This is a genomic window from Serratia sp. JKS000199 (assembly GCF_900215455.1).
In the GTDB taxonomy this organism is placed as follows: Bacteria; Pseudomonadota; Gammaproteobacteria; order Enterobacterales; family Enterobacteriaceae; genus Serratia; species Serratia ureilytica.
The window spans coordinates 518,147-531,975 of record NZ_LT907843.1 but is presented as its reverse complement, the minus strand read 5'-3'; the positions used below and the strand labels follow the sequence as shown (position 1 = coordinate 531,975).

Genomic DNA, 13,829 nt, shown 5'->3' with positions numbered 1-13,829 from the left:
ATAACAGTAAAAACAACATCACAGTCATAAAAGCCCGTTAGGAGAGTTGTATGTGTTCTATTTTCGGTGTGCTCGATCTGAAGTCCGATCCCGTTGAACTGCGTAAGAAAGCGCTGGAGCTGTCACGTCTGATGCGCCACCGCGGCCCGGATTGGTCCGGCGTTTACGCCAGCGACAAAGCCATTCTGGCTCACGAACGCCTGTCGATCGTCGACGTCAACAACGGCGCTCAACCGCTGTACAACGCTGCGCACACCCACGTTCTGGCGGTCAACGGCGAAATTTACAACCATCAGGCGCTGCGCCAACAGCTGAGCGACCGCTATGCCTTCCAGACCGGCTCCGACTGTGAAGTGATCCTGGCGCTGTATCAGGAGAAAGGCCCGGAGTTCCTCGACGATCTGCAAGGCATGTTCGCCTTTGCCCTGTATGACACCGAAAAAGACGCCTACCTGATCGGCCGCGATCACCTGGGCATCATCCCGCTGTATATGGGCCATGACGAACACGGCAACCTGTACGTTGCCTCGGAAATGAAAGCGCTGGTGCCGGTGTGCCGCACCATCAAGGAATTCCCGGCCGGCAGCTACCTGTGGAGCCAGGACGGCCAGATCCGCGAATACTATCGCCGCGACTGGTTCGATTACGACAGCGTCAAGGACAACGTGACCGACGCCGCCGCCCTGCGCACCGCGCTGGAAGAGTCGGTGAAAAGCCACCTGATGTCCGACGTGCCTTACGGCGTGCTGCTCTCGGGCGGGCTGGATTCTTCAGTCATTTCGGCGATCACCAAGAAGTACGCCGCGCGCCGCGTGGAAGATCAGGAACGCAGCGAAGCCTGGTGGCCGCAGCTGCACTCCTTCGCCGTCGGGCTGGAAGGCTCGCCGGATCTGCGCGCCGCGCAGGAGGTGGCCAACCATCTGGGCACCGTGCACCATGAGATCCACTTCACCGTGCAGGAAGGGCTGGACGCCATCCGCGACGTGATTTACCACATCGAAACCTATGACGTCACCACCATCCGCGCGTCGACGCCGATGTACCTGATGTCGCGCAAAATCAAGGCGATGGGCATCAAGATGGTGCTTTCCGGCGAAGGCGCGGACGAAGTGTTCGGCGGCTACCTGTACTTCCATAAGGCGCCGGACGCCCGCGAATTCCACGAAGAGACCGTACGCAAACTGCTGGCGCTGCACATGTTCGACTGCGCGCGCGCCAACAAGGCGATGTCCGCCTGGGGCGTCGAAGCCCGCGTGCCGTTCCTGGACAAGAAATTCCTCGACGTGGCAATGCGCATCAACCCGAAAGATAAAATGTGCGGCAACGGCAAAATGGAAAAACACATCGTTCGCGAATGTTTCGAGTCCTATTTGCCCGCCAGCGTGGCCTGGCGCCAGAAAGAGCAGTTCTCCGACGGCGTCGGCTACAGCTGGATCGACACGCTAAAAGAAGTGGCTGCGCAGCAAATTAGCGATCAACAGCTCGAAACCGCGCGTTTCCGCTTCCCGTACAACACGCCGACCTCAAAAGAAGGCTACCTGTACCGCGAAATCTTCGAGGAGCTGTTCCCGCTGCCGAGCGCCGCCGAATGCGTGCCGGGCGGCCCATCCGTCGCCTGCTCGTCCGCCAAGGCCATCGAGTGGGATGAATCGTTCAAGAAGATGGACGATCCTTCCGGCCGCGCCGTCGGCGTGCACCAGGCCGCCTATAAATAATCGCGCGGCATTTTCCCCGGGGCGGGCCTTTTGGCCCGCCTTTTTGTTGCCTTTTCCGCCCGCCAACTGCCTGAATTGCCGATTTTATCGCCATAATGTTCACAACCCAGACAAACGGCGCTTCCGGGCGCTTTTTCGGGAAAAAACTTGTTGACGCAAATCGGTCATATACGCATAATGCGCCCCGCAACGCCGATGAAGGCAAAGCAAAAAAAGAGGGCTACGTAGCTCAGCTGGTTAGAGCACATCACTCATAATGATGGGGTCACAGGTTCGAATCCCGTCGTAGCCACCATCTCTTTTTTGTATTTGCGGGAGTGGCGAAATTGGTAGACGCACCAGATTTAGGTTCTGGCGCCGCAAGGTGTGCGAGTTCAAGTCTCGCCTCCCGCACCATTTCTCTTCATCGTCGGCGCAGTATGTTGATGGGGTATCGCCAAGCGGTAAGGCACCGGTTTTTGATACCGGCATTCCCTGGTTCGAATCCAGGTACCCCAGCCATATTCTTTCGGGAACGGGGTTTCAACATAAGATTTGTTTGCAGGTGGGGTATCGCCAAGCGGTAAGGCACCGGTTTTTGATACCGGCATTCCCTGGTTCGAATCCAGGTACCCCAGCCATAACAAACTGCTTGCAAATCAAAGAAGTAAAAAGTAACATCGGCTACGTAGCTCAGCTGGTTAGAGCACATCACTCATAATGATGGGGTCACAGGTTCAAATCCCGTCGTAGCCACCATAATTGGGGTGTCGCCAAGCGGTAAGGCTCTGGTTTCTGATACCAGCATACCCAGGTTCGAATCCTGGCACCCCAGCCATATTTAGAAAAGCCCGCTTCGGCGGGCTTTTTGCTGTCTGCCGTTCAGCCAACCTTAAATAGGCCCAGCCACCGCTGAGCCCTGTCGGTTACAATCCCAAGGCGTACTTCAACGCATGCTCTTTCAGCTTGCCCGCCCGCTGCGCGGCCATCAGCGCCAGATTGCGCGCCACGGTCAGCGGCGCCAGGTTATTGCTGAAGGCGGTATAGAACAGATCCATGCCGCTCTGCATCAACAGATTGTCGGTACGGCGGCGGCGTTGATAGCGCAGCAGCACCGCCTCGCCGCTCCAGTCTTCTCCCTGTTCCCGCGCCTCGCTCAGCACGTTCAGCAAGGCATCCACATCGCGATACCCCAGATTGACGCCCTGCCCGGCCAGCGGGTTGATGGTATGCGCCGCATCGCCCAGCAGCGCCAGGCCCGGCAGCACGTAGCGCTGCGCATGACGGCGCGTCAACGGGAACGATCCGGCGGCATGCACCTTGACCGGGCCCAGTCGCGCCGGAAAAGCGGCGGCGATCTCGCGCTCCAGCTGCGCCGGCGGCATCGCCTGCAGTTGGCGAATGCGCTGCGGGCTGTCATACCACACCAGCGACGCCCAGCTGTCGTACAGCGGCAGGAAAGCGCGCGGCCCTGACGGGAAGAAGCGCTGCCAGGTCACATCCTGCTGCGGCGCGCCGGTATCGACGGTGATCAACATGCACGCCTGACGATACTGCCAGCCGTTGGTGCCGATCGCCGCCAGCTTGCGCACCTGCGAGTTGGCGCCGTCGGCGCCGACAACCAGCCGCGCCTGCAGCGTTTCACCGCTGTCCAGCGTCAGTTGCCAGGCCTTGTCCGCCCGCTGCAGCGATTGCAGCCTGGCGGGGCACAGCAGCGTCAAATTGGCGCACTGTGCGAACTGCTGCCACAGCGCCAGCTGCAAAATGCGGTTTTCCACCATAAAGCCCAACTCCGGCAGCCCCAGAGATAGCGCATCGAACGCCACGCGCGACGACGCCCATTCCCAGGTCTCCAGCCGGCGATATGGCGCCGTGCGCATCGCCGTCACGGCGGGCCAGGCGCCGAGCTGTTTCAGCAGCCCCACCGAGGTGCAGCCGATAGCGGAAATGCGCAGGTCCGGCGGGCTTTGCGCCTCGAACGCCTGCGGCGCCTGATGTTCCAGCAACGCCACCGACCAGCCCGCCTGCGCCAGGCCCAGAGCCGCCGCCGCGCCGACCATGCCGCCGCCCACCACCACCGCGTCGTACCGATTTTGAGATGTCTTCATATTGGCTATGTTTTCTATGTGAATGCTCGCCATCCCACCCGACATGGCGTTTTGCGCAGTGTACCGGATTTTCGCTTCGGCTTCAGGTTGCATGCCATTTTCCCCCGCGCTGGTCACAACGGCGGCAAATGATTACAATACGCGCCCTGCATGTCGCGTAACGCAACTTTCGCTCCGCACTGAGTAATGGCAAGTCAATGACGAAAAAACTACATATCAAAACCTGGGGCTGCCAGATGAATGAGTACGATTCATCGAAAATGGCCGACCTGTTGAACAGCACGCACGGCTTCGAGTGGACCGACAACGCCGAGGAAGCGGACGTGCTGTTGCTGAATACCTGCTCGATCCGTGAAAAAGCGCAGGAAAAAGTTTTCGCCATGCTGGGGCGCTGGCGCTTGCTGAAAGAGAAGAACCCGTCTGTCATCATCGGCGTCGGCGGTTGCGTGGCCTCGCAAGAAGGCGAACTGATTCGCAGCCGCGCGCCTTGCGTCGACGTGGTATTCGGCCCGCAGACCCTGCACCGCCTGCCGGAAATGATCAACCACGTTCAGGGCACCCGCAGCCCGGTGGTCGATATCAGTTTCCCTGAGATCGAAAAGTTCGACCGCCTGCCGGAGCCGCGCGCCGAAGGCCCGACCGCGTTCGTGTCGATCATGGAAGGCTGCAACAAATACTGCACTTTCTGCGTGGTGCCATACACCCGCGGCGAGGAAGTGAGCCGCCCGAGCGACGACGTGCTGTTCGAAATCGCCCAACTGGCGGCGCAGGGCGTGCGCGAAGTCAACCTGCTCGGCCAAAACGTCAACGCGTACCGCGGCGCCACGCATGACGGCGATATCTGCTCGTTCGCCGAACTGCTGCGCCTGGTGGCCGCCATCGACGGCATCGATCGCATTCGCTTCACCACCAGCCACCCTATCGAGTTCACCGACGACATCATCGCGGTGTACGAAGACACGCCGGAGCTGGTCAGCTTCCTGCACCTGCCGGTGCAGAGCGGTTCGGATCGCATCCTGACCATGATGAAACGCGCCCATACCGCGCTGGAGTATAAGGCGATTATCCGCAAGCTGCGCAAGGCGCGCCCGAACATCCAGCTCAGCTCCGACTTCATCGTCGGTTTCCCGGGCGAGAGCCAGGCCGACTTCGAACAGACCATGAACCTGATCGCCGACGTCAACTTCGACGTTAGCTTCAGCTTCATCTATTCGTCGCGCCCCGGTACGCCGGCGGCGGACATGGTTGACGACGTCAGCGAAGAAGAGAAAAAACAGCGGCTGTATATTCTGCAGGATCGCATCAACCAGCAGGCGCTGCAGTTCAGCCGCCGCATGCTCGGCACCGTCCAGCGCATTCTGGTGGAAGGCACCTCGCGCAGAAGCGTGATGGAGCTGGCCGGGCGCACGGAGTGCAACCGTGTGGTAAACTTCGAAGGCACGCCCGACATGATCGGCCAGTTTGTCGACGTGGAAATTACCGAGGTGCTGACCAACACCCTGCGTGGCGCAGTGGTGCGCACCGAACAGCAGATGGATCTGCGCGTACATGAATCCCCGCAGTCGGTGATCGCCCGTACCCGCAAAGAAAACGCGCTGGGCGTCGGCATTTACCAGCCCTGACGCCGCGGCGGCTCGCATTATCGCCGCCCGTTCGCGCAACTCCTTACCGTTTCTCCGCCGGGCGTCCGCGCCCGGTGATGTTCTTTTTTTATTTTTTATTGTTGAAGAGGCGACATAACATGCAACTCCCACACTGCCCGAAGTGCAACTCCGAATACACCTACCAGGACAATGCCCTGTTCATCTGCCCTGAGTGCGCCCACGAGTGGAGCGACAGCGCCCCGGCGGAAGATCAGGACGCGCTGATCGTCAAAGACGCCAACGGCAACCTGCTGGCGGACGGCGACGCGGTCACCGTGATCAGGGACCTGAAGGTTAAAGGCAGCTCCTCGATGCTGAAGATCGGCACCAAGGTGAAAAACATTCGTCTGGTGGAAGGCGATCACAACATCGACTGCAAAATCGACGGCTTCGGCCCGATGAAACTGAAATCCGAGTTCGTGAAAAAGAACTGATTCTCGGCGGCCTTGTCCTATGATGACGCGGCGGGCTTTGCGCCCCGCCGCGTTTTTTCCTTATCTTCCCTTGAATTCCGCCGACGGCGCACAGATAGATCAGCGGTAAACTTGCGCCGTTGCGGCGCACCATGAATAATTCAAGAAAGAGAGTATTCAGGCTCGCCCTGAACGCGCGCGTCCCGGACGCGCTATGTGACATCAACCAGGCCCGATGTGACCTAGAGGAATAGTTTGAACGTCGCAACACAAGAAATTATGTTGGAGCCCGCAGACAACAAGCGTTTGCTCAGCCTGTGCGGCCCGTTTGATGACAACATCAAGCAACTCGAGCGCCGATTGGGCATCGAAATCAATCGTCGCGACAACCGCTTCAAGCTGGTCGGCAAAAACCTGTGCGTGGTCGCCGCCGCCGATATCCTGCGCCATCTGTACGTGGATACCGCGCCGATTCGCGGCGTGATCCCGGATATCGATCCGGAGCAAATCCATCTGGCGATCAAAGAGAGCCGGGTGCTGGAACAGGTGGCGGACAGCGTGCCGGATTACGGCAAGGCGGTCACCATCAAAACCAAGCGCGGCATGGTGAAACCGCGCACGCCTAACCAGACGCAGTACATCGCCAACATTCTCGATCACGACATCACCTTCGGCATCGGCCCGGCCGGTACCGGCAAAACCTACCTGGCGGTCGCCGCCGCGGTGGATGCGCTGGAACGCCAGGAAATTCGCCGCATTCTGCTGACCCGTCCCGCGGTCGAAGCCGGCGAAAAGCTGGGCTTCCTGCCGGGCGATCTGAGCCAGAAGGTTGATCCTTATCTGCGCCCGCTGTACGACGCCCTGTTCGAAATGCTGGGCTTCGAGCGCGTGGAGAAGCTCATTGAGCGCAACGTGATCGAAGTCGCGCCGCTGGCCTATATGCGCGGCCGTACGCTGAACGATGCCTTTATCATTCTGGATGAGAGCCAGAACACCACCATCGAGCAGATGAAGATGTTCCTGACGCGCATCGGCTTCAACTCTAAGGCGGTCATCACCGGCGACGTCACCCAGATCGACCTGCCGCGCAACCAGAAATCCGGCCTGCGCCACGCGGTGGAAGTGCTGTCGGACGTGGAAGAACTGAGCTTCAACTTCTTCCACAGCGAAGACGTGGTGCGCCACCCGGTGGTGGCCCGCGTGGTCATCGCTTATGAGGCCTGGGAAGCGGCCGAACAGAAACGCAAAGACGCAATTGCCGAACAACGTAAGCGCGAGGCGCTCGCCGCCTCCGAGCAGGAGACACCATGAGTCAGGTGATTTTGGATCTGCAGATTGCCTGTGAAAGCAGCGACGGCCTGCCGGATGAAGCCACGTTCCAGCGCTGGCTGGAAGGCGTGCTGCCGCAATTTCAGGAAGAGGCCGAGGTCACCGTGCGTCTGGTGGACGAAGCGGAAAGCCACGAGCTGAACCTGACCTACCGCGGCAAAGACAAGCCGACCAACGTGCTCTCTTTCCCGTTCGAGGCTCCGCCGGGCATCGAACTGCCGCTGCTCGGCGATCTGATCATCTGCCGCCAGGTGGTTGAACAGGAAGCGATTGAGCAAGGCAAGGCGCTGGAGGCCCACTGGGCGCATATGGTTGTCCACGGCAGCCTTCATCTGCTAGGGTATGACCACATCGAAGACGATGAAGCCGAAGAAATGGAGTCTTTGGAAACCGAAATCATGCACGGACTGGGCTATCCTGATCCGTACCTGGCGGAAAAAGACCCCGTCTGACGTCAGCCGTTTACCTTACAGCCCCTAACGGGGCTGTCGCTGACGCCCCTTAACTCTGACATGAGTGACAGTAACGAAAACGCCATGAGCGACGACCATTCACAAAGCAATGACAGCCCCAGTCCCAAGAAGGGGTTCTTTACTCTTATCCTTAACCAGTTGTTCCACGGCGAGCCCAAAAACCGTGGCGATCTGGTCGAGCTGATCCGCGATTCCGAACAAAACGACCTGATCGATCCCGATACCCGCGACATGCTGGAAGGCGTGATGGATATCGCCGAGCAGCGCGTGCGCGACATCATGATCCCCCGCTCCCAGATGGTGACGCTCAAGCGCAACCAGACGCTGGAAGAGTGCCTGGACGTGATTATCGACTCCGCCCACTCGCGCTTCCCGGTGATCAGCGAAGACAAAGATCACATCGAAGGCATCCTGATGGCCAAGGATCTGCTGCCGTTCATGCGCGCAGACTCCGAGCCGTTCAGCATCGACAAGGTGCTGCGCACCGCGGTGGTGGTGCCGGAAAGCAAGCGCGTCGACCGGATGCTGAAAGAGTTCCGCTCCCAGCGCTATCACATGGCGATTGTCATTGACGAATTCGGCGGCGTGTCCGGCCTGGTCACTATCGAAGATATCCTGGAACTGATCGTCGGCGAGATCGAAGACGAATACGACGACGAAGACGATCTGGATATCCGCCAGCTCAGCCGCCACATGTACACCGTGCGCGCGCTGGCCCCGATCGAAGACTTCAACGATGCCTTCGGCACCCATTTCAGCGACGACGAGGTCGATACCATCGGCGGTCTGGTGATGCAGGCCTTCGGCCACCTGCCGGCGCGCGGGGAAACCATTGAAATCGAAGGTTACCTATTTAAAGTTGCCATGGCCGACAGTCGACGTATTATCCAGGTTCATGTAAAAATTCCGGACGATTCTCCACCACCGAAACTGGAAGATTAAATCCAACATGGCTAAAGCCTCATTACTTGAACGCCAGCGGGTTCGCGCCCTGCTGGCGCTGTTGTCAGGTGCCGGCGGGACGCTGGCGTTCTCGCCCTACGACTTCTGGCCCGCGGCCATCGTCTCCCTGTTCGGCCTGCTGGCCGTTACCCTCAATCGCACCACCAAACAGTCTGCCCTGCTCGGCTTTGTCTGGGGCTTCGGGCTGTTCGGCAGCGGCATCAACTGGGTGTATGTCAGCATCGCCGATTTCGGCGGCATGCCTTTCGCCGTCAACGTCTTCCTGGTGGTGCTGCTCGCCGCTTACCTGTCGCTGTATACCGGGCTGTTCGCCGGGCTGCTGACGCGCCTGTGGCCGGCCACCCGCTGGTGGCGGCTGGCCATCGCCGCGCCGGCGCTGTGGCAGGTGACCGAATTCCTGCGCGGCTGGGTGCTGACCGGCTTCCCGTGGCTGCAGTTCGGCTATAGCCAGATCAACGGCCCGCTGAAGGGCATCGCGCCGCTGCTGGGCGTCGACGCCATCACCTTTGTGCTGATGGCCATCGCCGGCCTGCTGGTGTACGCCGTCAATCAGCGCCGCCTGTCGGCTGCGATCATCGCTGCCGCGCTGCTGCTGTTGCCGTGGCCGCTGCGCCAGCTGCAGTGGTTTACTCCGCAGCCGGAGAAAGCGGTGAACGTCGCCATGGTGCAAGGCAACATCGCGCAGTCGATGAAATGGGATCCGAAAGCGCTGGTCAGCACGCTGCAAACCTATCTGGACGAAACCCGTCCGTACGTGGGCAAGGCGCCGATCGTCATCTGGCCGGAGTCCGCCATCCCGGATTATGAAGCCAACCAGAACGGCTTCCTGACTATGATGGACGACCTGATGCGGGCGAAAAACAGCAGCCTGATCACCGGCATCGTCGACGTGCGCGCCACGCCACAGGGCCAGCAGATCTACAACAGCGCCATCGTGCTCGGCGAACCGACGCCGTACAGCTACCCGGCCAAGGATCGCTACAACAAGCACCACCTGGTGCCGTTCGGCGAGTTCGTGCCGCTGGAAACCCTGCTGCGGCCGCTGGCGCCGTTCTTCGATCTGCCGATGTCCTCCTTCAGCCGCGGCGACTACGTGCAGCCGCAGCTCAGCGTGCGCGGGTACAACCTGACGGCGGCCATCTGCTACGAAATCGTGCTGGGCCAGCAGGTGCGCGATAACTTCCGCCCGGACACCAACTTCCTGCTGACCATCTCCAACGATGCCTGGTTCGGCCACTCCATCGGCCCGTGGCAGCACTTCCAGATGGCGCGCATGCGGGCGCTGGAGCTCGGCCGGCCGCTGCTGCGCAGCACCAACAACGGCGTTACCGCCGCGGTGGATGCGAACGGCGAGGTGATCGCCGAGATCCCGCAGTTTACCCGTCAGGTGCTCGAAGTGAAGGTCACGCCGACCACCGGCGTCACGCCTTACGCGCGTTTCGGCGCCACGCCGCTGTGGGTGATAACCCTGCTGCTGGGCGGCTGGGCGCTGATGTTGGGCCTGCGCCGCAAATAGTCCTCTTCGCCGGGGCGCGCCCGCCGCGCCCCGCGTTTCCGTAAACGTTCCCCCACCTCGGTCAGAAAACGTCGTTAAATCAACGCGGCTGGCACACTCCTTGCTTTATCTAAGGTGACATCGCACGTCGGTTAACTTTTGCTGACGTTTTGTCGCACCCGTGCACATTTTGGAGGCGCCGAATGCACCATGCAGGTGCGTCGGGGTTTGGTTGCATTGATTTGGTGCGCGCGGCGTCTCAAAAAATGAAACATTTTAGTTTCAAGATATTCACAATCGGTTATTTTTTAACGGCTATCCGTTCTAAGACTATCTTTATAACTTGAGCAATAAATAGTCGATTTAACCTGACGCTCTTTAGTCAGAGCCACCACAACAGCAAAGGAGTTGGACCATGCAAATGCGTAAATTGGCGTTATCGTTACTGCTGCTCGGTATGGCAGGTAGCGTGGCGCATGCGGAAGACCTGTCCGGTACGCTGAAGAAAATCAAAGACAACGGCGTTATCGTTGTCGGCCACCGCGAATCGTCAGTGCCCTTTTCCTACTACGACAACCAACAAAAAGTTGTGGGCTACTCTCAGGACTACTCCAACCAAATCGTTGAAGCCGTTAAGAAAAAGCTGAATGCACCGAATCTGCAGGTGAAAATGCTGCCGATTACCTCGCAGAACCGCATCCCGCTGCTGCAAAACGGCACCTATGACTTCGAGTGCGGCTCCACCACCAATAACGTAGAGCGCCAAAAGCAGGCCGCCTTCTCCGACACCATTTTCGTGGTCGGCACCCGTCTGCTGGTGAAAAAAGGCTCCGACATCAAAGACTTTAAAGACCTGGCCGGTAAGCCGGTGGTGGTCACCTCCGGCACCACCTCCGAAGTGCTGCTGAACAAGCTGAACGACAGCGACAAAATGAACATGCGCATCATCAGCGCCAAAGACCACGGTGACTCCTTCCGCACCCTGGAAAGCGGCCGCGCGGTGGCCTTCATGATGGACGATGCCCTGCTGGCGGGCGAGCGCGCCAAGGCCAAGAAGCCGGATCAGTGGGAAATCATCGGCACGCCGCAGTCGAAAGAAGCCTACGGCTGCATGCTGCGCAAAGACGATCCTGAGTTCAAAAAGCTGGTCGATGACACCATCGCCCAGGCGCAAACCTCCGGTGAAGCGGCCAAGTGGTTTGACAAATGGTTCAAGCAGCCTATTCCACCGAAAAACCTCAACATGAACTTCGAACTCTCGGACGACATGAAGCAGCTGTTCAAAGCGCCTAACGACAAAGCGTTGAACTAACTCAATAGAATAAAGCCGGGGCGGCCGCCAAGCCAAACCGGCCCAGTTGATGACTGGGACAGACAGGAATGAGGGGGGCCGTTCCCCTCCCTCATTTTCCCCAAGGCGCGTCACCGATCTCCGCACACAACAAGCCAGCCCGACTGGCCGCACGGCGATCGGCGCCTATCAAGTCATCACTCTTCGGCGCCCTGCGCCCGTTTATCGGAGTTTGTTATGTCAATAGATTGGAACTGGGGTATCTTCCTGCAGCAGGCCCCGTTTGGGAACACCACTTACCTCGGCTGGATCTGGTCCGGCTTTCAGGTCACGGTGGCCCTCTCCGTCTGTGCATGGATTATCGCTTTCTTCGTCGGTTCGCTGTTCGGTATCTTGCGTACCGTGCCCAACCGCTTTCTTTCCACTCTCGGCACCTGTTACGTCGAACTGTTCCGCAACGTGCCGCTGATCGTGCAATTCTTTACCTGGTATCTGGTGATCCCCGAGCTGTTGCCGGCCAATATCGGCACCTGGTTCAAGACCGAGCTGGATCCCAACGTGCAGTTCTTCGTCTCTTCCATGCTCTGTCTGGGGCTGTTTACCGCCGCCCGCGTTTGCGAGCAAGTGCGCGCCGCCATTCAATCCCTGCCGCGCGGCCAGAAAGCCGCCGGGTTGGCGATGGGCCTGACGCTGCCGCAAACCTACCGCTACGTGCTGTTGCCGAACGCCTACCGGGTTATCGTGCCGCCGATGACCTCGGAGATGCTCAACCTGGTCAAAAACTCCGCCATCGCCTCCACCATCGGACTGGTGGACATGGCCGCACAGGCCGGCAAGCTGTTGGATTACTCCGCACACGCCTATGAATCCTTTACCGCCATTACGCTGGCTTATATCGGCATCAACGCCGTGATCATGCTGTTTATGCGTCTGGTCGAAAAGAAAGTGCAGTTGCCTGGCAACCTGGGGAGTAAATAATGTACGAATTTGACTGGGCGTCGATCGTCCCAAGCTTCCCTTATCTGCTGCAGGGCATGGCGATCACGCTGAAGATCACCGTGACCGCCATCGTGGTCGGCATTCTGTGGGGCACCGTGCTGGCGGTGATGCGTCTGTCGCCGTTCAAGCCCATCAGCTGGTTCGCCACCCTGTATGTTAACCTGTTCCGCTCGGTGCCGCTGGTGATGGTGCTGCTGTGGTTCTATCTGGTGGTTCCAAGCTTATTACAACAGGTTCTAGGCCTGTCGCCGAAAACCGATATTCGCCTGATCTCGGCTATGGTAGCCTTTTCCCTGTTTGAAGCGGCCTATTACTCGGAAATCATCCGCGCCGGTATCATCAGCATCTCGCGCGGCCAATCCTCCGCCGCGTTGGCGCTGGGCATGACCCATTGGCAATCCATGCGGCTGGTGATCCTGCCGCAGGCGTTTCGCGCCATGGTGCCGCTGCTGCTGACCCAGGGCATCGTACTGTTCCAGGATACCTCGCTGGTTTACGTACTGAGCCTGGCCGACTTCTTCCGCACCGCGTCGACCATCGGCGAACGCGACGGCACCCAGGTTGAAATGATCCTGTTCGCCGGCTTTGTCTATTTTGTTATCAGCCTCGCCGCCTCGGCGCTGGTAAGCTATTTGAAGAAAAGGACTGTTTGATGATATCCCTGAAAAATGTTTCTAAGTGGTACGGTCACTTTCAGGTGTTGACCGATTGCACCACCGAAGTGAAAAAAGGCGAAGTGGTCGTCGTCTGCGGTCCTTCAGGTTCCGGCAAGTCCACCCTGATCAAAACCGTCAACGGCCTCGAGCCGATCCAGCAGGGCGACATCCTGGTGAACGGCACGCCGGTCAACGACAAGAAAACCAACCTGGCGCAGCTGCGTGCCAAGGTCGGCATGGTGTTCCAACACTTCGAGCTGTTCCCGCACCTGTCTATCATCGACAACCTGACGCTGGCGCAGGTAAAAGTGCTCAAGCGCGACAAGACCGCCTCACGCGAGAAGGGCCTGAAGCTGCTGGAACGCGTCGGCCTGTCCGCCCATGCCAACAAGTTCCCCGGTCAGCTCTCCGGCGGCCAGCAACAGCGCGTCGCCATCGCCCGCGCGCTGTGCATGGATCCGATCGCCATGCTGTTCGACGAACCGACCTCGGCGCTCGATCCGGAAATGATCAACGAAGTGCTGGACGTGATGGTCGAGCTGGCGAACGAAGGCATGACCATGATGGTGGTGACCCACGAAATGGGCTTCGCCCGCAAGGTGGCGAACCGCGTGATCTTTATGGACGAAGGCAAAATCGTCGAAGACCGCAACAAAGACGATTTCTTCAACAACCCCGAGTCCGATCGCGCCAAGGACTTCCTCGCCAAGATCCTGCACTAAGTTCTCACTATGCGCCCCGCCAGGGGCGCATCTTTTCTCCCGG

At 59.3% G+C, this 13,829-nt stretch carries 12 protein-coding genes and 6 tRNA genes; 17 read left to right on the top strand and 1 reads right to left on the bottom strand.

Going from position 1 to position 13,829, the window contains the following annotated elements:
- Positions 1 to 50 precede the first annotated feature (50 nt).
- From asnB to CPH57_RS02580, 7 genes are all read left to right on the top strand, one after another.
- Entirely contained in the window at positions 51 to 1,715 is a 1,665-nt protein-coding gene (gene asnB / locus CPH57_RS02610) for an asparagine synthase B (RefSeq protein WP_033642171.1), read from the top strand.
- A 218-nt stretch (positions 1,716 to 1,933) separates the two neighbouring features.
- Positions 1,934 to 2,010: transfer RNA gene (locus CPH57_RS02605), tRNA-Met, on the top strand.
- A gap of 16 nt (positions 2,011 to 2,026) precedes the next feature.
- Positions 2,027 to 2,111 (top strand) — tRNA-Leu (locus CPH57_RS02600).
- A gap of 30 nt (positions 2,112 to 2,141) precedes the next feature.
- Positions 2,142 to 2,216 (top strand) — tRNA-Gln (locus CPH57_RS02595).
- A 44-nt stretch (positions 2,217 to 2,260) separates the two neighbouring features.
- A tRNA-Gln gene (locus tag CPH57_RS02590) sits at positions 2,261 to 2,335 on the top strand.
- A 41-nt stretch (positions 2,336 to 2,376) separates the two neighbouring features.
- A tRNA-Met gene (locus CPH57_RS02585) sits at positions 2,377 to 2,453 on the top strand.
- A gap of 4 nt (positions 2,454 to 2,457) precedes the next feature.
- A tRNA-Gln gene (locus tag CPH57_RS02580) sits at positions 2,458 to 2,532 on the top strand.
- An 88-nt stretch (positions 2,533 to 2,620) separates the two neighbouring features.
- On the opposite strand, the gene ubiF is transcribed toward CPH57_RS02580, so the two are convergent.
- On the bottom strand, positions 2,621 to 3,802 hold the full coding sequence (ubiF, locus tag CPH57_RS02575; protein ID WP_089191295.1) for a 3-demethoxyubiquinol 3-hydroxylase: 1,182 nt from the start codon (positions 3,800 to 3,802) through the stop codon (positions 2,621 to 2,623).
- Positions 3,803 to 3,999: 197 nt separating this feature from the next.
- Between ubiF and miaB the strand changes: the two genes are divergently transcribed.
- From miaB to CPH57_RS02525, 10 genes are all read left to right on the top strand, one after another.
- Positions 4,000 to 5,424, top strand: coding sequence for a tRNA (N6-isopentenyl adenosine(37)-C2)-methylthiotransferase MiaB (gene miaB, locus CPH57_RS02570; RefSeq protein WP_033642169.1), 1,425 nt, complete (start codon positions 4,000 to 4,002; stop codon positions 5,422 to 5,424).
- Positions 5,425 to 5,543: 119 nt separating this feature from the next.
- Positions 5,544 to 5,879 (top strand): zinc ribbon domain-containing protein YjdM, encoded by a 336-nt coding sequence (locus tag CPH57_RS02565; RefSeq protein WP_096242004.1) that lies wholly within the window; start codon positions 5,544 to 5,546, stop codon positions 5,877 to 5,879.
- Positions 5,880 to 6,137: 258 nt separating this feature from the next.
- A complete protein-coding gene (locus tag CPH57_RS02560) occupies positions 6,138 to 7,169 on the top strand; it encodes a PhoH family protein (RefSeq protein ID WP_172427999.1) in 1,032 nt (343 codons plus the stop codon).
- Positions 7,166 to 7,639: an rRNA maturation RNase YbeY gene (gene ybeY, locus CPH57_RS02555; RefSeq protein ID WP_004939970.1), complete on the top strand. Its 474-nt coding sequence runs from the start codon at positions 7,166 to 7,168 to the stop codon at positions 7,637 to 7,639. Before CPH57_RS02560 ends, ybeY begins: the two co-directional genes overlap by 4 nt.
- An 84-nt stretch (positions 7,640 to 7,723) precedes the next feature.
- A complete protein-coding gene (corC, locus tag CPH57_RS02550) occupies positions 7,724 to 8,602 on the top strand; it encodes a CNNM family magnesium/cobalt transport protein CorC (RefSeq protein ID WP_025301851.1) in 879 nt (292 codons plus the stop codon).
- Between the two features lie 7 nt (positions 8,603 to 8,609).
- Entirely contained in the window at positions 8,610 to 10,139 is a 1,530-nt protein-coding gene (gene lnt, locus CPH57_RS02545; RefSeq protein WP_060423584.1) for an apolipoprotein N-acyltransferase, read from the top strand.
- 394 nt (positions 10,140 to 10,533) lie between these two features.
- Positions 10,534 to 11,430 carry an amino acid ABC transporter substrate-binding protein gene (locus tag CPH57_RS02540; protein WP_096242002.1) on the top strand — a complete coding sequence of 299 codons (897 nt, stop codon included), beginning with the start codon at positions 10,534 to 10,536 and terminating at the stop codon, positions 11,428 to 11,430.
- Between the two features lie 216 nt (positions 11,431 to 11,646).
- Complete coding sequence (locus CPH57_RS02535) at positions 11,647 to 12,387, top strand: amino acid ABC transporter permease (RefSeq protein WP_004939979.1); 741 nt, start codon at positions 11,647 to 11,649, stop codon at positions 12,385 to 12,387.
- The gene (gene gltK / locus CPH57_RS02530) at positions 12,387 to 13,061 is read left to right on the top strand and encodes a glutamate/aspartate ABC transporter permease GltK (protein ID WP_015376945.1); all 675 of its coding nucleotides are present in this window, start codon (positions 12,387 to 12,389) and stop codon (positions 13,059 to 13,061) included. The genes CPH57_RS02535 and gltK overlap by 1 nt, the downstream gene beginning before the upstream one ends.
- The gene (locus tag CPH57_RS02525) at positions 13,061 to 13,786 is read left to right on the top strand and encodes an amino acid ABC transporter ATP-binding protein (protein WP_063991092.1); all 726 of its coding nucleotides are present in this window, start codon (positions 13,061 to 13,063) and stop codon (positions 13,784 to 13,786) included. The genes gltK and CPH57_RS02525 overlap by 1 nt, the downstream gene beginning before the upstream one ends.
- The last annotated feature ends 43 nt before the right edge of the window (positions 13,787 to 13,829 follow it).